Raw genomic sequence first — 20,415 nt, 5'->3', positions numbered from 1 at the left:
TATCCCTCCAGGGACCTGTCGATGCGAGACGATGCGCCGAGCGTAGGAGTGCGGGCGGACGCCCGTACCCTGCAAATCGACTTCTCTTAACCGATTACTCCCAGCCACCGAATTCGTCCGCCAGCTCATCCAGCTCGTCCTGGCCGACGTCGGTCAGGGTGACGTCGGACGGCGTCATCCGGACATCGCCCTCGTGGGTCACGTGGATCGCGACCGACTCCAGGGCTCGCAGCCACGTCTCGGCGAGGTCGTCGATCACGTCGGGCGCGAGCAGAGCCGCCGGGCATTGCCAGCCGAGCACCAGCGTTGGCCCCTCGGCGGTGTCCTGAACGGACGCGGTCACTTCCAGGGCGTGCGGCACCGGCATCCGCGGATCCTCACCGCCGACGGCGCCGACCTCCGGAGCCAGCTCCCAGTCCGCCTGCACCGTGCTGCCACCGGTGTCGAAGTGTCCCAGGTAGTTGAAGCCCACCGGCGGCACCGCCGAGTCCCGCAACGACGGCGCGGTGCCCGGGTTCAGGTAGCGCAGCATGCCGTAGCCGATTCCCTGGTCCGAGATGGCGCGCAGTTGCTCCTTGACCTGGGTGACCACGTGACCCACGGCCGGACCACCGTTCCAGGCCTCGGACCAGCGGATGCGTCCGGGACGGAGGGCCACCGGGTAGAGGCTGGTGAACCAGCCCACCGTCCGGGTCAGCTCCGCACCCTCGATGATCTCCTCCCGGCCGTGGCCCTCCAGATCGACCAGCAGGGTGGTGTCGTCGCCGCCGAATCGCCGGCGCCGCCAGTCCGCGAAGGCGATCACCAGCGCGGCCAGCAGGCCTTCACGGGTCTCGGCCTTGTACCGCTCCGGTAGCGCGGTGAGCAGACCAGCGGTCAGCGACGCCGGCAGGCTGCGCGTGACGGCGTGCACCGTCGCCGCGGTGTCCCGGGCCGGGTCGGTCGCCAGTTCCGGGATCGGTGGCGGTGCGGCGGCGAGCCGCTGCTGCCAGCTCGGCAGTTCGGCGATGCGGTCCGGTTGCCGGGCCGCTTCCGTGAGCGCCAGCGACCAGCGTCGCAGAGACGTTCCGACCGGTTCCAGGCGCGGTTCCTTCCCGTCGGCGACCGCCGTCCAGGCCGCCCGTACGTCCGGCAGCAGGATCCGCCACGACACGGCGTCGATGACGAGGTGGTTCACGACCAGCAGGAGCCGTCCGCGTTCGGTTGCTCCCCCGTCGAACCAGACGGCCTGAACCATCACTCCGTCGTCCGGCGCCAGCCTTCCGGCTGCTTCCCCGGCGTGCCCCGCCATCACCGACCGGCGCTGTTCGTCGTCCAGGTCCGACACGTCGACGCGGGTGATGAGATCACCAGCGGTCACCGAGCCGGGTTCGGATGTGCGGAGAGACCACTCGTCACCCGACCGGTTCAGCCGCGCGCGGAGGGCGTCATGACCGTCGAGCAGCGCCTGCAGCACCGCGCTGAGTCCCGCCGGGGTCAGACCGGCCGGGGTCTGCAGCAGGACCGCCTGGTGGAAGGTGTCGATCGGACCACCGCGTTCCCGCAGCCAATGCTGAATCGGCAGCAGCGGCACGTCACCCACACCGTCACCGGTACGCGACTGCTCCGTCCGCACCAGCTGTGCCACCTTGGCCAGCGCGGCCGGCGTCCGGTGCCGGAACAGGTCGCGCGACCGGAAGCTCAGGCCCGCGGCCCGGGCCCGCGCCACCAGCTGGATCGAGACGATGCTGTCGCCGCCCAGGTTGAAGAAGTTGTCATCGGCGCCCACCTCGGCCAAGCCGAGGACCTCGGCGAACAGGGAGCGGAGCCGTTCCTCGGTGGCGTCGGCGGCCGCCCGTCCGCCACCGGTGGTGAAGCTGGGTGCCGGCAGGGCCCGCTCGTCCAGCTTCCCGTTGACCGTGACGGGCAGCTCGTCGAGCAGCACAAAGGCGGCCGGGATCATGTATTCGGGAAGTGCCCGCTGCACCCGTTCGCGGACAGCGTCCACATCGATGCCGGCACCCGTGGCCGGCACCAGATAGCCGACGAGCTGCCGGCGGCCTGGCACGTCCTCGCGGACGCGGACCACGGCCTGGGCCACCTCATCGCCCACCGTCAGGGCCGACTCGATCTCCCCGAGCTCAACCCGGAAACCACGGATCTTGACCTGCGCGTCAGCCCGGCCGATGTAGCTGAGCTGCCCATCGGGGTTCCAGCGCACCAGATCACCGGTGCGGTAGAGCCGGCTGCCGGCCGGGCCGAACGGGTCGGCGACGAATCGCGCCGCGGTCAGCCCGCTACGGCCCAGGTAGCCCCGGGCCAGGCCGGCGCCACCCACGTACAGCTCACCGGCCACTCCCGTCGGGACCGGGCGCAGTGCCTGGTCGAGGACGTAGACCCGGCTGCCGATCACCGCCCGGCCGATCGGCGGTGTCCCCGCCGCGGGGTCGAGGGGGTCACTCATGCTGGCGCAGACGGTGGTCTCGGTCGGCCCGTAGGCGTTGAACATCCTCCGGCCCGGCGCAAACTGGGCCACCAGTTCCGGCGAGCACGCCTCACCGGCGACCACCAGCGTCATTCCGGCCGGGAGAGCGTCGGCCGGAGTGACCGCGAGTGCGACCGGCGGCAGGGTGGCATGGGTCACCGCGTGCTGATGCAGCAACGCGGCCAGCGGCCGGCCCGGCGCGACCTCGTCGGCGGAGGCCATCACCAGCGCGCCGCCGGTCAGCAGGGCCATGCACATCTCCCAGAACGCTGCGTCGAAGCTGGCCGACGCGAACTGGAGCACCCGGCTTCCCGGGCCGGCGCCGAGCCGCTCAGCCTGAGTCGTGGCCAGACTGGCGGCACCACCGTGCGAGACCACCACGCCCTTCGGCCGGCCGGTCGAGCCCGAGGTGTAGATGACATATGCAGGGTGGTCGGGCCGCGGGGCGGTCAGTGCCGCGGACGGACCGGCGGCCGCACCGTCCGGGCCGACGACCAGGGCCGGGACGGTCGCTGACACCGGTGTGGCCCCCTCGGCGGTCAGCAGCAGCGCGGGCCGGCTGTCGTCCAGCATGTAGCTGATCCGGTCGGCCGGATAGGCCAGGTCGACCGGCAGGTAGGCCGCACCGGCCCGGAGCACGGCCAGCAGCGCGACCACCAGCTCGGACGATCGCGGCAATGCCACCGCCACGATCGACTCCGGACCGGCGCCCGATCCGGCCAGCACACCGGCCAGCCGTTCCACCCGCGCGTCGAGCTCGGCGTAGGTCAGGGTCCCGTCCGAGGACACCACGGCCGGGGCTTCCGGGGTACGCGAGGCCCAGGCCGAGAACAGCTCGGGGACGGTGGACGCCGGCACCGCATCGGCCGTACGGGCCCAACCGGCCAGCTGTTCCCTCTCCCGCATCGGCACGACGTCGAAGCGGTCCACCGGAGTGCCCGGGTCGGCCACCGCGGCCCGGAGGAACACGGCCAGCCGCTCCATCAGCACTTCGACGGTCTGGTGGTCGAACAGGTCGGTACGGTACGAGACCCCGCCCTCGAGCCCGGCCGGTGCCCCTTCGGCGTCGTGCCGCTCGGTGAAGCTGAAGGTCATGTCGAACCGCGCGACGGTCAGGCCGACCGGTTGCGGCGACACCCGGACATCACCCAGCTCCAGCGCGGCCTCGCCGGTGTTGTCGGACGCGAGCATGACCTGGAACAACGGGTTCCGGGACAGCGACCGCTCCGGATTGGTCAGTTCGACCAGCCGCTCGAACGGAACGTCCTGGTTCGCGTAGGCGGCCAGGTCGGTCTCCCGGACCCGTTCGATCAGCTCTCCGAACGTCGGGGCCCCGGACAGGTCGGTACGCAGGACGAGCGTGTTGACGAAGAATCCGACCAGGTCGTCGAGCGCGTCGTCGGTGCGGCCGGCGATCGACGTCCCGATCGGAATGTCGGTGCCACAGCCCAATCGTCCCAGCAGCGCCGCCAGCGCCGCCTGCATGACCATGAAGAAGGTGGCACGGTGCTCGGCGGCGAGCTCCACGAGCCCACGGTGCAGGTCCGCGTCACAGCTGAACGGAACGCTCGCCGCGGCGTGCGTCGGCGCGGACGGCCGGGGTTTGATACCGGGGAGGGGAAGCTCCGGGGGCAGTCCGTCAAGCGTCTCGCGCCAGAACGACACCTGCTGCGCGACCATGCTCTCCGGGTCGTTCTCATCACCGAGCAACTCGTGCTGCCAGAGCGTGAAATCGGCGTACTGCACCGGAAGCGGCTCCAGCGCCGGCTCCTTCGCGGCGCAGCGGGCCACGTACGCGGCGGAGAGGTCCCGGCCCAGCGGCACCGTCGACCACCCGTCGGCGGCGATGTGGTGCATCGCCAGCATCAGCACATGCTCGGTCGGTGACAGGGCGAACAGGTGCGCCCGCACCGGGATCTCACGACCGAGGTCGAAGGGCGCCGCGGCGGCGGCCAGCAGCGCGGCGTCCAGATCCTCGGCCGCGACCTCCTCGATGTCGAGTGCCGGCACGATGTCCAGCACCACCTGCTGCGGGACGCCGTCCACATCGGCACAGACCGTACGCAGGCTCTCGTGCCGCGACACGACGTCCGACACGGCGGCGGCGAGGGCCGCACGATCGAGCCGGCCGGTGAGCCGGACGGTCAGCGGCATGTTGTAAGTGGCGTTGGGCTCCTCGAACCGGTTCAGGAACCACAGCCGCCGCTGCGCGAACGACAACGGCACCGTGTCGGGCCGCTCTCGACGAGTCACGACCCGTCGAGCGCCCAGCGCCTGCCCCACCACCTCGGTGATCCCCGCGACCGTGGGCCGTTCGAACAGGTCCCGGACCGCTACCTCGACGCCGACGACGGACCGGATCCGGCTGGTGAGGCGGGTGGCCAGCAGCGAATGACCCCCCAGCGCGAAGAAGCTGTCGTCCAGTCCCACCTCGGGCAGCCCGAGAACCTCGGCGAACAGGCCGCACAGGGTCGCCTCCTGGGCCGTACGCGGGAGACGCCGTTGATCATCCGCAGCCACCGGCTCGGGGAGGGCCCGGCGGTCCAACTTCCCGTTGGGGGTCAGCGGCAGCCGGTCCAGCATCACGAAGGCGCTGGGCACCATGTATTCCGGCAGGATGGCGCCGACGTGCTTACGCAGTTCCTCGGCCTCGGGGGCGGTGTTCCCGACCGGCACGACATACGCGACCAGTTGCTGCAGTCCCGGCCGGTCGTTGCGAGCGAGCACGGCCACCGAGCCGACCCCGGCGTGACGCGTCAGGACCGACTCGATCTCACCCAGTTCGATGCGGAACCCACGGATCTTGACCTGCTGGTCACGGCGACCGAGGAACTCCAGCTCGCCGTCCCGGTTCCACCGTACGAGGTCGCCGGTGCGGTAAAGGCGGGATCCGGCCGGTCCGAACGGGTCGGCGACAAAACGTTCGGCGGTCAGGCCGGGGCGTTTCCAGTAGCCCCGCGCGATGCCCTCACCGGCCAGGTAGAGCTCGCCCGCGACACCAGAGGGAACCAGGGCGAGCGTGTCGTCGAGGACGTAGGCGCGGTCGTTCCAGATCGGCCGGCCGATCGGGGCGGTGGACGGCCAGTCCGCGGTGCCGGCCGGCAGTGTCGCGGCCGTGACCACGTGGGACTCGGTCGGACCGTAGTGGTTGTGCAACCGCAGACCCGGATGCGCGACGCACAGGTCCCGGAGGCGAGGCGTCAGCAGCAGGGCCTCGCCCGCCTGCGCGATCACCCGCAGGTCGGGAAGGGTGATGCCGGCCTCCGCCGCCGCCTCGGCCACGGCGTCGACCACCAGGTTCGGCGCGTACAGCTCACCGATCCGCTCGTCGGCCATCCAGCGTGCGAAGGCGGCGGCGTCACGGCGGACCGCGTCCTCCGGCACCACCAGCGTCTTCCCGGTCAGCAGGGTGGACAGGATCTCCTGCACCGACACGTCGAAGCTGGTGGCGGTGAACTGCGCGACGCGGGTGCCGGCGGCTCCCCCGATCGCGGCGTGGTGCCACGCGATCAGGTTGGTCATGGCGCGGGCCGGCATGACCACGCCCTTGGGGCGGCCGGTGGATCCCGAGGTGTAGATGACGTAGGCCGGCGACTCCGGCCGCAACGGCGCGCTCCGATCGGCGTCGGTCGGATCGGTGTCGGACTGCCGCGCGAGACGGGCGATCACGTTGGGATCGTCGAGCACCAGCGTCGGCGCATCGTGCTCGACCGTCGGCCGGTCCGCCTCCGTCGTGAGGACGGCGGCCGGGCCGGCGTCGGCGATCATGGTGGTCAGGCGCTCGGCCGGATAGCTCGGGTCCAGCGGGAGGTAGGCGGCGCCGGCCTTGACCACCGCGCAGACGGCGATCAGGAGCTCAACCGATCGCGGCAGCGCGACGCCCACCGTGTCCTCCGGGCCGACGCCCTGCCCGATGAGCAGCCGGGCCAGCCGGTTCGCTCGGGCGTTGAGCTCGCTGTAGGTGAGAATCCGGTCGCCCTGGACGACAGCCGCGACGTCCGGCACCGCGCGCACCGACCGTTCCAGCAGCACCGGGATGCTGGCGTTGTCGACGTCGTGCGCGGTTTCGGCCGACTGCACCAGGAGCCGGTGCCGTTCGACCGGGTCGAGCAGGTCGAGCCGGCCGACCGCGAGTTTCGAGTCAGCGGTGACCTCGGCCAGGATGCGGACCATGCGGTCGACCATTTCCTGGACGGTACGGCGGTCGAACAGGTCGCTGCTGTACTGCATCCAGCCGTGCAGGCCGTCCGGTTCGCCCTCTGCGTCGTAGCGCTCGGCGAACCCCACGAAGAGGTCGAACTTCGACGAGTCCCCGAAATGGTCGTACGCGTCCACCCGCAGTCCGGGCAGGGCGAGCTGGGCCGGCCGGTTGTTCTGCACCGTGAACATCACCTGGAACAGCGGATTCCGGCCGGTCGACCGGTCCGGGTTGAGGACCTCCACCAGCCGCTCGAACGGCAGGTCCTGACGGGCGAAGGCGGCCAGATCCGTCTCACGCACCCGCTGGAGAAGTTCACGGAACGAGGGATCACCCGACACATCGGTCCGCAGCACCAGGGTGTTGAGGAAAAAGCCGATCAGCTCATCGACGGCGTCGTCCGTGCGTCCGGCGATCGGGGTGCCGATCGGAAGGTCAGCGCCGGCCCCGGACCTCGACAACAGAACGGCCAGTCCGGCTTGCAACACCATGAACAGACTGGCCTGGTTGGTGCGAGCCAGGGCCAGCAACCCACGGTGCAGCGCCGGCTCGACGTCGAAGGTGACCACGCCGCCGCCGTAGCTCGGCACGGCCGGACGGGCGCGGTCCACCGGGAGGTTCAGCTCCTCCGGGGCACCGGCGAGGGCCGTCGACCAGTAGGCGAGCTGCGCGGCGGCCACGCTGCTCCCGTCCGACTCGTCGCCGAGCATCTCGTGCTGCCAGATCGCGTAGTCCGCGTACTGGACGGGCAGAGGGGTCAGCTGCGGCTCGTCTCCGGCCAGCCGCGCCTCGTACGCCATCGACAGGTCACGCCCCAGAATGCCCATCGACCAGGCATCACCGACGATGTGGTGCATGACGACGAGCAGCACGTGCTCGCGCGGCTCGACCCGGAACACCCGCACCCGCAGAGGCAGATCCGTGGCGAGGCGGAAGGGCACCGAGGTCTGCGCCAGAATCGCCTCGTCGAGGGTGTCACGCGCCTCGGTCAGGTCGACCACGGCGAAGTCGAGCCCCGCGCTGCCCGCATCGAGGACACGCTGATAGGGGACGCCGTCAGCCTCCGGGAAGGTCGTGCGCAGGCTCTCGTGCCGGACCAGCACGTCACCGAGCGCCGCCCGCAGCGCCTCGATGTTCAGGTCACCGGTAAGACGGACCGTGAGCGGCACGTTGTAGAGCGCCTTGGTGTCCTCGAACCGCTCGAGGAACCAGAGCCGCCGCTGAGCGAAGGAGAGTGGGACCTGGTCGGGTCGCTCCCGGGGCACGAGGTCGGTGCTCTGCTCGGCCGGGCGCAGCTGCCGGGCGATCTCCGCGACGGTGGGCGAAGTGAAGACGGCCCGCAACGAAAGCTCAGCGCCGAAGACGGCCCGAGCGCGGGTGATCAAGCGGGTGGCGAGCAGAGAGTGCCCACCGAGCTCGAAGAAGTCGTCGTCGATGCCGACCGTGGGCCGGCCCAGCAACTCGCAGAACAGGCCGCAGAGGATCTCCTCCTCCGGCGTACGGGGCGCCCGGCCGGACAACTCCGCCGCGGCGTCCGGCTCGGGGAGAGCCCGGCGGTCCAGCTTGCCGTTCGCCGTGACCGGCAACTCGTCGAGGACGACGAAGTTCCCGGGCACCATGTAGTCCGGCAGCTCGGCCGCGACGTGCCGGCGCAGGGCGACCGGATCGAGCGCGGCGGCGCCCGGCTCGGCGACCACGTACGAGCAGAGCCGCTTGTCGCCCGGCTCCGGCTCGCGGACCACCACCACCGCCTGGGCCACCCCGGCCGCGCGACTCAGTACCGCTTCGATCTCACCGAGCTCGACCCGGAAGCCACGGATCTTGAGCTGGTCGTCGGCGCGGCCGACGAACTCCAGGACCGCCCGCTCCTCGGCGTCGCGCCAGCGAACCAGGTCGCCGGTGCGGTACATGCGCTCCCCGTCAGCGAACGGATCCGCGACGAACCGCTCGCTGCTCAGCGCGGGCCGGCCCAGGTATCCCCGGGCCAGGCAAGGACCCGAGACGTAGAGCTCGCCCGTCACGCCCGGCAACACCGGGCGCAGTGCGCCGTCCAGCACACGCAGCTGTGCGGTGCCGATCGCGGTGCCGATCGGCGGTGTCCCGTCGCCGCTCAAGGGCTCGCTCATCGACGAGCACACCGTGGTCTCGGTCGGTCCGTACGCGTTGACCATGGTGCGACCGGGCGACCACGCCGCCACCAGCTCGGCCGCGGTCGCTTCGCCGGCCACGACCAGCAGCCGTACCGAGGGGAACTGGTCCGGTGACAGAACGGCCAGGGCCGCGGGCGGGATCGTGGCGTGGGTGACGCCCTGCTCGGCGACCAGGCGGACCAGGTCCGGCCCGGGACGCAACCGCTCGGCCGGTGCCGTCACCAGCGTCGCGCCGGTCAGCAGGCCCATCACCGTCTCCCAGACCGCGGCGTCGAAACCGGGCGAGGCGAACTGCAGGACCCGGCAGCCGGGGCCGGCGCCGAACGCCCGGACGTGACTGCGGGCCATTCCGGCCAGTCCGGCATGGGTCACCACGACACCCTTGGGCCGGCCGGTGGAGCCTGAGGTGTAGATGACGTACGCGGGATTGCCGGCCACGGCGGGCTCGATCGGCGCCGGCGACGACTCGTCCGGGACGATGTCGTCGAGCGACAGCCGCGGCGCCGCGCATGCCGCGGGGACCGTGCCGGCGGTGGCCGACGTGGTGAGCACCAGCACCGGGTCGGCGTCGCCGAGAATGTAGGCGATGCGCTCGGCCGGATATCCGGTGTCGACCGGCAGGTAGGCGGCGCCGCTCTTGAGCACCGCGAGCACGGCCACGACGGCTTCGGCGGAGCGCGGCAGGAGCAGCGCCACGACCCGTTCCGGCCCCGCGCCGAGCCCGCGCAACGTGCCGGCCAGGGCGTCGGATCGCCGGTCGAGTTCCGCGTAGGTGAGGCTGGTGTCCTCGTACACCACCGCGACGGCGGCCGGATCGCGCTCGACCTGCGCGGCGAAGAGTGCGGGGAACGTGGCGCCGGCCGCCAGCACCTCGTTCGGCCTACCTAGGTCCAGCAGGGCGGCCTGTTCGGTGCTGGAGAGTGCCGAAAGCCGTCCGAGCAACTGCTCCGGGTCATCGACGAACGCCTGGAACAGGGCCTCCAGCCGCGCTCCGACCGCCTGTACGGCTTCGGTGCTGAAGATCTCCGGCCGATATCCGACCCGCAGCCGCAGGACGTCTCCCGGGAGAGCGGCGAGGCTGAGCGGGTAGTGGTTGGCGTCCGTCCCCTTGGCTCCGGCCAGGCGCAGGCCCCCGGGGAGCTCGTCGAAGTCCTCTCCGCCCAGCGGATAGTTCTCGGTCACCGTGAGGGTGTCGAACAAGGTGTTCCGGCCGGCCAGCCGCTGGATGTCCGGAAGACTCAGATGCTGGTGCGGCATCATTCCGGTGATCTGACGCTGCACGGACGACAACGCGTCCAGCAACCGGTCACCCGGACGGACCCGAAGCCGCAGCGGAACCGTGTTGATGAAGAGGCCGACCATCTCCTCCATACCGGACAGGTCGGTGGGTCGACCCGAGACGGTCGTGCCGAAAACGACGTCGTCGCGGCCCGTCAGCTGTGCCAGCACCAACCCCCAGCATGTCTGGAAGACGGTGTTCAGGGTCAGATCATGCCGGCGTGCGGTCTCTCGGACGCGGTCGGTCAGATCGGCCGGGACGGTCAGGATCAACTCGCCGGGAGGTCCCTGCGGTCCCGGGTCGCCGGGCACCAGCAGTGTCGGTTCGCCGACGTCGGCGAGGAGCTCGCGCCAGGCGCTCTCGGCCGCGGGCCGGTCCCGTTCCGCCAGCCATCCCAGGTAGGTCCGGTAGGGCGTCACCGGAGCGAGCCTGCTCGCGTCTCCACCCCGCCCGTACGTCTCGAACAGCTCTTGCAGCAGCCGAGCGGTCGACCAGCCGTCCAGCAGGATGTGGTGGGCGCTGAACATGAGGCGATGGCGGTTGTCGCTCAGGCGCACCAGGGTGAAGCGCAGCACCGGCCCGGCGACGAGGTCGAAGGGCCGGCCGGCGTCCTCGGCGGTGAGCCGGTCCAGCTCCCGCTCCTGGTCCGTCCCGGACAGCTCACGCAGGTCGAGCTCCTGCCACGGCGCGGCCACCTTCCGCGGGATCACCTGCACCGGCCGGTTGAGCCGTTCGTGGCGGAATCCGGCGCGCAGATTGGCGTGGCGGTTCATCATCGCGTCGACCGACGAACGCATCGCGCCGACGTCGAGGGAACCCTCGAGGTCGATCACCAGCTGCGCCGCGTACACGTCCCGATCCGGACCGGCCTGCAACGCGTGGAAGAGCATGCCTTCCTGGAGCGGGGACAGCGGAAGAACGTCTTCGATTGCGGTACGCGTCATGGAAAGACCTCATTCGGCATCATCGGAACCCCGCGCGGCGGTCAGCGGCCAGTTTCGACAACCGGCGGGCCGCTCAACAATGTCGTTGCAAAAACTTCGACGTGCCCTGGGTGATTCGAAGATGTCTTATCGCCGGGCTTCCTCCGGAGGCCTTCGTGGCAGCATTCCGACCGGATCGCACCAGACGTCGAGGAGGCGCCGTGACGGGCGGCACACTGACCAAATACTGGATGTTCAGCGACGAATACGTGCAGGACCCGTATCCATTCCTGGAACGGCTCCGCGCGGAACAACCGGTCTGCAAGGTGGAAACGCCCGACGGTGTTCGCGCGTGGATGATCACGCGGCACGACGACGTCAAGGCCGCGCTTTCCGACCCGCGCATGAGCCGGGACATCAAGAAGCTCTACGCGGCTCTGGGACGGCAGGTCGGTCAGACGATCACGCCGGCGGACGAGATCAGCAACCATCTGGCCAACTCGGACCCTCCGCGGCACACCCCGCTGCGTAAGGCCTTGACCTTCGCCTTCACCCCGAAACGGGTGCGCGGGCTGCAGGACGGGTTCGAGCAGATCGTCGACGATCTGCTCGACAACATGGTCCGCCAGGACGAGCGGGATCTCGTGGCCGGGTTGAACGAGCCTCTGCCGATCATTGCGATCGCGCAGTTGATGGGTGTGCCGGAGACCGACTGGTCGCAGTTCCTGGTCTGGACCGACACGCTGCGGCGGGTCGACGCGAGCGACCCCACAGGGATCATCGCCCGCCACACCCGCGAGCTCTCGGACTACCTCAAGACCCTGATCGCGGCCAAACAACGAGACCCCTCCGACGACCTGATCTCGGCCCTGGTGCACGCCGAGGGCGACAAGCGCCTGAGCCCCGCGGAGACGCTGTCGACCGCGTTCGCGCTGATGACCGGTGGCAACGACACGACTACGAGCCTGCTCAACGGATCGTTCGCCGCGCTGCTGACCCATCCCGGCGAGGCCCGCAAGCTCACCGCCGATTTCTCACTGCTGCCCAACGCGGTCGAGGAGCTCCTGCGCTTCACCAGCCCGCTGATCAACTCCCTCCAGCGGGTCACGACCGAACCGGTGGAGATGCACGGCGTGACCGTCCCGGCCGATGAGATCGTGATCATCTCGCTGGCGTCGGCCAATCACGACCCGTCCGCCTTCCCGGACCGGCCGGACCAGCTGGACGTCACCCGCGCCCGGCCGGCTCACCTGAGCTTCGGGCACGGTATCCACTACTGTCTCGGCAGCCACATGTCCAAGTCGCTCACCGAGATCGCGATCCGGCGCGTCTACGAACGCTTCCCTGGCGTACGCCTCGCGGTACACCCCTCGGAGCTGCGTTACCGCCCGGGCCTGATGGTGCGTCCGCTGGCCGCGCTACCCGTGGTGCTCGGCAGCCAAGCCTCCTGAGAAACACCGGACGGCCGCCGGCCCGATGTGTCATCGGGCCGGCGGCCGTCCGGTGGTCTCACGGGCATTCGGCCGGCGCGAGGCCGAGGTGCTGCGGAAGCCTCGCCCACAGCGGCGGCGTGTAGAAATGGCCGCCCGGCAGCTCCTCGATGTGGGTGTCGCCGGTGGTGAGCTTGCTCCAGCCGCGCACACCCACCTCGTCGATCTCGTCGTCCTCGACGCCGTAGAGCACCCGTATCGGTGCGTCGACGACCTCGCCGCGGTAGCGGTAGGACTTGAGTACCCGCAGGTCGGCCCGGAGCACCTCGAGCGCGATGGCTTGCAGGTCCGGGTCAGCCAGCGCCTCCTCGGAAACCTGACCGACGGCCCGCATCCAGTCGAGCAGGACCGGGGCGGGTGATCCCGGATCGGGCTGGCGGCTCCGTTCCTCGACCCAGAGTTGTGGCGTCGGCGCACCGGACACGACCAGCGAACGCGGGCCGGCGCCGTCGCGTTCCATCCGGCTCGCCACGTCGAACGCCATCCAGCCGCCCATGCTGTGTCCGCAGAGGATGTACGGCCGCAAACCGGCCACCGATGTCACCGCCTCCGCGACGTCGACGGCGAGTTCCTCCCAGTCGCGGGCGAAGGGCGAGGAGAACCGGCTCTCCCGTCCCGGGTAGCCGATCAGGACAAGTTCCACATCGTCCGGCAGCGCCGGCTGCCAGGCCCGGAACGAGGCCGTCCCGCCGCCGCAGAAGCTCAGACATACCAGGGACCGGGTCGCCGCCGGACGCGGGAACGGAACGGTGACAGCTCCCGCCTCAGGCTGCCGGTACTTCACCGTCACCGCGCCTCTCCGGAGCCGTTCTCGGCCTCGAACGCGGCATTGCGCTGCTGCTCGACCGCCTCGTACAGGGCCTTGATGTTGCCGCTGCCGAAGGTGCGGGCCCCGGCGCGCTCGATGACCTCCCAGAAGTAGGTGTTCCGGGGATGCGCCGACCGCGTGAAGATCTGATAGAGCTGCCCGTCGTGATCCTCGTCGACGAGCAGGCTGAGACGCCGCAGGTCCTCCACCTCGTGGCGATCCGGCCGCATACGTTCGACCAGCAGGTCGTAGTACGCCCCGGGGGTCGACAGGAACGGGATTCCGCGTTCGCCGAGCGTGCCGACCGTCCGGACGATGTCTCCGGTCGTGAGCGCGATGTGCTGTACGCCCGCGCCGCCGTGGTTCTTCAGGAAGTCGTCGATCTGGCCGGAGTCACGGGTGACATCCGGCTCGATCAGCGTGAGCGTGACGTGTCCCGAGGCGCTCTGCACCACCTTGGAGAGCATCGCCTGGGCGCCCACCACGATGCGCTCCTCGAAGATGGTGCGGAAGTCCAGCACCTGTTCGTAGAACTCGACAGTGGGTTCGAGCTGCCCGGCCTCGAGACAGACCGCGAAGTGGTCGATCTTCCCGAGGTCCACCTCGCCCGCGGCCCGCGGCGCGCCGGAGCTGTCGAACGCGGGCAGGTCACCGCGACGGCCGCCGTCCGGCCGCTGCACGAACGTGTGCACCACGTCCCCGAACCCCATGATCGAGGCGGTGACGAAGCCGTCCTGCTCGACCGGCTCGGACACCGGGCGGGCGCCTCGGCGGACCGCCTCGGCGAACGCCGCCGCGGCGTCCGGGGCACCCAGGGCGATGTCGGCCACGCCGTCGCCGTGCTGGTCGAGATAGGCTGTGCCCGGGTGGTTCTCGCCTCGCGGCTCGCTCAGCACGACGAGAATGTCGGAGCTGGCCAGCGCCCGGGAATCGGAGGAGTCGGAGGCGGTCGACACGCCCACGACACCCAGGCCGAAGCCTTCGGTCAGAACGCGCGCTTTGCTCTCCAGATCACTGACGTAGAAGACGACGTGGTCGACGGTGAGATCGCTGAAGACATCGGCGTGAAATGAGCTCACAGCATTTCTTCCATTCTCTCTAGGTCACTCGCCGGGAACATGCGGCGGGTACGAGCGGATAAGGTCCGGATCGATCCTCACCAGCCCGGAAGAAATCACCCAGGGAGCTTTCAAAATTCGAAGGTGCATTCCCGATTCAGTGCGGCCCCGGGCCAACCGTCCCGCGGTGACTCAGCAACGGCGCACCCGCCGGTCCGGGCACGATGGTCGTGACCAGACCGATGTGCAGGACGTGGTCGCCGGCGGGGTGCTCGGCGTACGTCCGGCAGCGCAGGGCCGTCAGGGCGCCGCGAGCCACCGGGTCGGCACCGGGCCGTTCGCAGCCGAGCAACACGGCCGCATCGTGGCCGCGGGGCCGATCCCGCCGGGCGAACAACCGGCACAGTTGCTCCTGTTCGGCGCTGAGCACGCTCACCGCGAACGTGCCGCGCTCGGCCAGGAGAGGCTGCATCCGGGCGCCGGTCCGCACGCTGACCATAACCAGCAGCGGATCCAGCGAGATCGAGGTCAATGAGTTGATCGTCATGACCTCGAGATCGTCGCCGGTCCCGGTGGACAGCAGAGCCACGCCGGTCGGGAAAAGTCCCATGGCGGCGCGGAAGCTGTCCGGGTCGGGCTCGGCGCCGGCGCGTTGGGCCAATGTCGCGGCGGTTCCCGAAATGGCATGTGGTAACTGCACCTGCGTAGTCAACCGGTGCATGGCGTCGGCGGCGCCGATGAATAGCAGATTCGAATGGCGAGAGCTTCGCCGGGTCAGCCCGCGACGGAGGTCGGCTCGGCCGGTGATGTGACCCTCGTGCGACGCCGCCAATAGTGCACGGTCGCGATCCACACCAGTGGTCCCCACAGGACGAGCGGAGTGTAGGTGCCCCAGAAGGCCAGCGCCTGCCAGTCGTTGAACTGCATGATGCCGACGTCGCCGTTCATCTTGCGTCCCAGGGCCAGCATGGTCATCGCGTACGGCCAGAGCACCGTGCAGATGGTGGCGCCGATCGCGGCGGGTACGACCGCGGCCAGCACCGGGATACGCCGGCCGCCCAGGCCCGGAACCCAGCGTGGGACGACCTCACCCCAGGTCGCCACCAGGCCGACCGTCAGGAACGCGAGCAGTTCGCTGACGAGACTCAGCATGATCACATAGACCGGGCCGTCCCAGAGCGTCGGAACCGGGGCGGGCTTGTTGAGCAGCGGCTCCTGCTCCATCAGGTGGGCGTCGGCGACCACAAGAAGGATGCGCCAGATTCCGGAGGGCAGAACCACGAGCGGCGCCGCGTACGCGCACCAGACGACCCAACGGGGAACCCCGTCGGCGATCCGGCCGTGCAACTTGATCACTCAGACTCCTCGTCGCTCGAGCCCTTCGCGGCCGGTCAGGGATCACGGCGCAGGCTTTCCGCAATGCCTCGGAGGATCAACGCAGCACTGACCACGAGCAGGTTGTAGCCGATGATTTCGTAGAGTGTCACATTGCCGGCGACACGCGGGCTGCCGTCCGCGGAGAGAAACAACACAGCCATCAGACCAGTTGTCGCGGCCAGAAACGCGAGCACCAGTTTGCGGAACAGTTCATTGAGGAACGTACGCTCGCGCTCGTCCGCGAACAGGCGTACCTGCACGGTGAAACGGCCCTGTTCGAGTGATTGGGCGATCCGGTCCAGCCGTCGGGGAAGGCGACGCAGCATCGGGAAGGTCCGGATCACGTCGTCGAACATCGTTCCGACGAACTCGGTCGGTCGCAGCTGCTCCGCCACCCGCTTGGACCCGAACGAACGGGCCTCGGCAATGACGTCGTAGCCCGGCGAGATCAACCAGAGGGTGCTCTGAAGCGTCGACAGCGCACGGAAGACGGCGGCCACCTCCGGAGGCACGCGCAGACCGTGGACGGAGAGCATGCGGAACAGCTGCAGGAACATCTCCGCCGTCGGCGGCGAGCCCGGCCCCAGATAGCTGGCCATGAACTGCCCCAGCGCCCGCTCGAGGCGGTCCAGTTCGAGGTCGGCCGGGCGGCCGATGACCTCCAGCAGCGCGTCGCACAGGGCGGCCCGGTCGCGGATCTCGATCGCCAGCAACAGCTCCTCCAGCGCCTGCTGAGTGAGCCGGTCGAGCCGGCCGACGACACCGAAATCCAGCATGGCCGCCCCGCCGTCACGCAGGATCAGAATGTTGCCGGGATGCGGGTCACAGTGGAAGACGCCGTCGACGATGATCTGCTCGAGCATGAAGACGAGCAGTTTGGTGGCGAGGGCGCTGCGGTCCTCCTCCGAGCGCACGAACTGTTCGGTCGACGACGGAGAGATGCCGTCGACCCGCTCGATGACCAGCACACGGGCCGAGGTCAGCTCGTCGCAGATCGGCGGGATGACGATCGGCAGCTCCGGTCCGAGCCGTGCGATCGCGGCATCACGGACGGCGGCGACGTTAGCGGCCTCGACCCGGAAGTCCAGCTCCTCGGTGAGGGCCGCCGCGAACCCGTGCGCCAGGTCGAGAATGCCCAGGCTGCGACCCCACCCGGTACGCCGTTCCAATGTCCGGGCCAAGCGGATCACGATGTCGAGGTCGCGACCGACCAGCGAACGGATGTTGGGGCGCTGAACCTTGACGACGACCTGCCGGCCGGAGCGCAACTGTGCCGTGTGGACCTGCGACACCGAGGCGGCCGCGACGGGTTCCGGGTCGAACTCGGCGAAGAACAACTCGGGCGAGGTACCGAGCTCCTCCTCCAGGACGACCCGGATCTCGTCCCATTTGGCCGGTGCGACGTTCTGTTGCAGGCGGCTGAGTTCCGTGATGAATTCGGGCGGGAGCAGGTCGCGGCGGGCCGACAGTGCCTGTCCCACCTTGATGAACGTGACACCTGCCTCCTCCAGGGCGGAACGCAACTGCCGGGCCAGCCGGGCCCGTCCGGCCGAGGCCGCTTCCAGCGGCCGACGGCGAAGGTAGGGGGCAAGGCCGTGCCGCACCAGAATGACCAGGATCTGCAGGTAACGACGGGTCCGGCTGATCGATCCCCGCACCGCCCGCAGCACACTGACCGGATTGCGGCTGGGCGGGACCAGCGCGTTGGCCACGAGCAGGAACAGCATGCTGACCAGCAGAGTGATGCCCGCTGCGACCGGCATCAGGGCTACCGTGCCCGAGGCCGGCTCCATCGCCCGGCTCACCAGGGTGGTCGTCAGGACGGCGACTCCGCCGGCCAGAAGTGTTCTGATGACACCTATCCGCAGGCCGAGCAGACGGCTTGCCGCGATCACAATCGCCATGACGAGCACGGCGAAGGCCAGTGCTCCGGCAACGACCAAGGAATCCCTCAAGATCATTCCTAGATTCGTGACGGACAATGGCTGCCAGGATGGCACGATCGGACAAACGGTGCGGGTCCATATAGGACTTCATAGAGCCGGGAGCATGCTGAGAAACTGCTGAGCGTCGCTCAGACCGGTCACAGGTGACCCGGCGGATAATTCGGGCGTATCGGTAGGCACCGAGGGAGATGCGAGTACTCATGAACCCCACTGCCCCGTCCAGGTGGGCCTATTACGCCGCCTACGCCGTCCCGCTCTGCGTTCTGCCGTCGGCGATCTGGCGACTGACCGTCCCCGGCTGGTACCCGGCTTTCCTGTCCGGCCTGTCGATGGCGTTGGCGCTGCTGACACTCGGCCTGGTGCATCAATGGGGTCATCAGGTCCCGCACTGGGTGCCCGGGCTGCGTGACCGCCCGATCCCCGCCCGTCCGGTCGTGCGGATCGCCCTGATCGGCGGGTGGCTGCTTGTCGCCCTCTGCGTCTACCTTCTCGTGAACCGCATGTTCCACCTGCTGGAGGACGTCTGGATCGGCATCGGCCGCGACGAGCCACGGCATGAACCCCCGGGATGGGACGTGTTCCGGTGGTACGTCCCGCTCGTCGCCTGGGGGCCGCTCGTCATCGCCGTGGCCACCGACTACCGCCGGCGCGCCGGCCTGACCCGCAAAGCCGAACCGGCGAGCTCACGGAGCTGACCGGCGGACCGCACAGTCGTACAGCGACTCACGGGCCGGGGCATTCGGCGGCGGTACGCCCACGCCGTACGCCTCGGGCGGGACAACCACGCAGGTTGCCGCTACCCAGGCGAGTCCGGCGTCCACCTCCGCCGACCCGCTGGGCACGGCCGGGACCAGGACAAAGCGCACCGCACCGTCCACGACGAGCTGCTGGAGCTGCCGCTGGGTCGGGAAGGGGGTCCGGCCGGTGAACCCGCCCAGAGGCAGGACGGGCAGACCGGTGGCCGCGATGAAAGTGCCGGCCCGGGCCGAGGTCAGGGCGGCGAGCACGTAACGGCTCGACCCTCGCCGCGCGCCGGCATAGTGCAGAAGACGACGGTCCGGTTCGGTCAGCTCGGTCCGGGGTTCGGCGAAGGTCCGTGCGAGGTTCTCGGGCCGGCTGTACTCCCGGGCCATCACGAGCAGTTGGTCACGCTCCCGCGCTGGGACGTCGAGGTAACGCCACTCGGCGAACGGTGGCCCGGCGGCCGGGTTCTCCGGAAGACCCGAGTTGACCGGAACGGCCGCGGCGACGGTCCAGGCGACCGGGACCAGAAAGACGGCCGGGACCGCTGGCAGCGGGCCGAACCGGCGCAGGGCGTCGGGTATGCGGGTGGCCGTGAGCCCGGCAACCAGGGCCACCAGGGCGACCGCCCCGGCGGCGACCGTCACCGGGACCACCCAGGGCAGGAAGGAGGGCGAGCGCCGGGCCAGCAGCACCGCCCAGGCGGTGGTCACCGCGACCGCAACGGGAAGCAGCCAGGCCTGGCCGGAGCCGGCGCGGTACTTCCGGATGAGGGCTGCGAGTCCGATTCCGGCGAGTGCGGCGGTCGGTGGCGCCAGGATGATCGCGTAGCACACGTGGTTGATCTGACCGACGCCGAAGACGCCGGCCACGACGACGAACCAGAGGCTCCACAGCACAACACCGGCGCGGCCGGCGTCGGTGCGCGGTGCCCGCCGGCGGTTGACGAACCCGATGACCGCGCCCGCCAGGGCCAGCGGGAACAACCACATGACCTGGGTCGCGAGCGACCCGAAGACCGTAGCGAAAAGGCCGGTCCGGAAGGGATGGGTGCCGGCCGAGCGGCTCTCACCGCCCGAGAAGCGGTCGATGCCGTTGTAGCCGAGCACCATGTCGAGCGCGTTGTTGGTGTCCGTGGCGTCGATGTAGGGGCGGTCTCCGGCCGGGGTCAGCCGGACGAGCACGATCCAGGCCGCGGACACCAGGATCGTCACCACACCGGCCACACCGACGTGGGTCACCCGGCGGCGCAGCGGCCCCGGAGCGGCCAGCAGGTAGGCCGCGCCCAAGGCGGGCAGCACCACCAGGGCGGCCAGCATCTTGGCGTGGACGCCCAGCCCGACCCACACGCCGGCGAGCAACAGGGTGCGCAGCCGCCCGGTGCCGACCGCACGCAGGGTGGCGTCAGCGGCGAGAACGAGAAGCAGCGTGAGCAAGGTATCCGGCCACTGTGTGCGGGCGAGTGCCGCCGCCACCGGCATCGACGCCATGGCGATCGCGGCGAGCATCGCCGCGGCCGGTCCGGCGTGCCGCCGGACCGCTCGATGCAGCACCAGGACGGTAACGGTCGCGAACAGCACCTGGGGCAGAACGACCGCCCACGGCTCGAACCCGAAGATCCGCGCCGAGAGGGCCTGCGGCCAGAACGCACCGGGAATCTTGTCCACCGTGACCGTCGAGAGCGGGTCGACCGCGCCGAACAGGAAGGCGTTCCAGGACTCGCTCATGCTGCGTACGACGCTCGAGTAGTAACGGGCCATCGTGCGCTCGTCGATATTCCACACGTAGGTCAGGCCGGCCGCGATCGTCACGACGACGAGCGCAGCGGCCTCGGTCCGCGACATCCTGACGCTGGTTGCTCCATCCATGCCAAGACCATCGACATGCAGCAATATCAACACAACGGTGATGCGAATTCCTGAGGGCGGTACGGGCGGATTCGTACCCCACCCGCATCACATCGGCGGGCGCTCTCGACCGG

At 69.9% G+C, this 20,415-nt stretch carries 9 protein-coding genes; 2 read left to right on the top strand and 7 right to left on the bottom strand.

The genetic code is table 11. From position 1 onward, the window contains the following. Positions 1–94: 94 nt before the first annotated feature. Positions 95–11,035, bottom strand: a complete 10,941-nt coding sequence (locus JIG36_RS28560) for a non-ribosomal peptide synthetase (RefSeq protein WP_203379497.1) — start codon at positions 11,033–11,035, stop codon at positions 95–97. 200 nt (positions 11,036–11,235) lie between these two features. Here JIG36_RS28560 and JIG36_RS54225 point away from each other — a divergent pair, with 200 nt between their 5' ends. Next, positions 11,236–12,465 carry a cytochrome P450 family protein gene (locus tag JIG36_RS54225; protein ID WP_203379496.1) on the top strand — a complete coding sequence of 410 codons (1,230 nt, stop codon included), beginning with the start codon at positions 11,236–11,238 and terminating at the stop codon, positions 12,463–12,465. A gap of 58 nt (positions 12,466–12,523) precedes the next feature. On the opposite strand, the gene JIG36_RS28550 is transcribed toward JIG36_RS54225, so the two are convergent. The 5 genes from JIG36_RS28550 to JIG36_RS28530 form a co-directional block, all read right to left on the bottom strand. After that, positions 12,524–13,294: a thioesterase II family protein gene (locus JIG36_RS28550; RefSeq protein ID WP_203379495.1), complete on the bottom strand. Its 771-nt coding sequence runs from the start codon at positions 13,292–13,294 to the stop codon at positions 12,524–12,526. Continuing rightward, entirely contained in the window at positions 13,291–14,391 is a 1,101-nt protein-coding gene (hppD, locus tag JIG36_RS28545; RefSeq protein ID WP_203379494.1) for a 4-hydroxyphenylpyruvate dioxygenase, read from the bottom strand. Before hppD ends, JIG36_RS28550 begins: the two co-directional genes overlap by 4 nt. A 136-nt stretch (positions 14,392–14,527) precedes the next feature. Then, complete coding sequence (locus JIG36_RS28540) at positions 14,528–15,070, bottom strand: flavin reductase family protein (protein ID WP_203379493.1); 543 nt, start codon at positions 15,068–15,070, stop codon at positions 14,528–14,530. Positions 15,071–15,144: 74 nt separating this feature from the next. Beyond that, on the bottom strand, positions 15,145–15,726 hold the full coding sequence (locus JIG36_RS28535; protein ID WP_307872940.1) for a hypothetical protein: 582 nt from the start codon (positions 15,724–15,726) through the stop codon (positions 15,145–15,147). A 35-nt stretch (positions 15,727–15,761) separates the two neighbouring features. Next, on the bottom strand, positions 15,762–17,702 hold the full coding sequence (locus JIG36_RS28530) for an ABC1 kinase family protein (protein ID WP_236048371.1): 1,941 nt from the start codon (positions 17,700–17,702) through the stop codon (positions 15,762–15,764). 191 nt (positions 17,703–17,893) lie between these two features. Between JIG36_RS28530 and JIG36_RS28525 the strand changes: the two genes are divergently transcribed. Then, on the top strand, positions 17,894–18,388 hold the full coding sequence (locus tag JIG36_RS28525) for a hypothetical protein (protein WP_203379491.1): 495 nt from the start codon (positions 17,894–17,896) through the stop codon (positions 18,386–18,388). Here JIG36_RS28525 and JIG36_RS28520 read toward each other — a convergent pair. Then, entirely contained in the window at positions 18,377–20,278 is a 1,902-nt protein-coding gene (locus JIG36_RS28520) for an ArnT family glycosyltransferase (RefSeq protein WP_203379490.1), read from the bottom strand. The genes JIG36_RS28525 and JIG36_RS28520 overlap by 12 nt on opposite strands. Positions 20,279–20,415 lie beyond the last annotated feature (137 nt).

Source organism: Paractinoplanes ovalisporus, assembly GCF_016834655.1.
GTDB lineage: Bacteria > Actinomycetota > Actinomycetes > Mycobacteriales > Micromonosporaceae > Actinoplanes > Actinoplanes ovalisporus.
The sequence above is the reverse complement of the archived record's forward strand: the minus strand, read 5'-3'. Positions and strand labels throughout refer to the sequence as shown.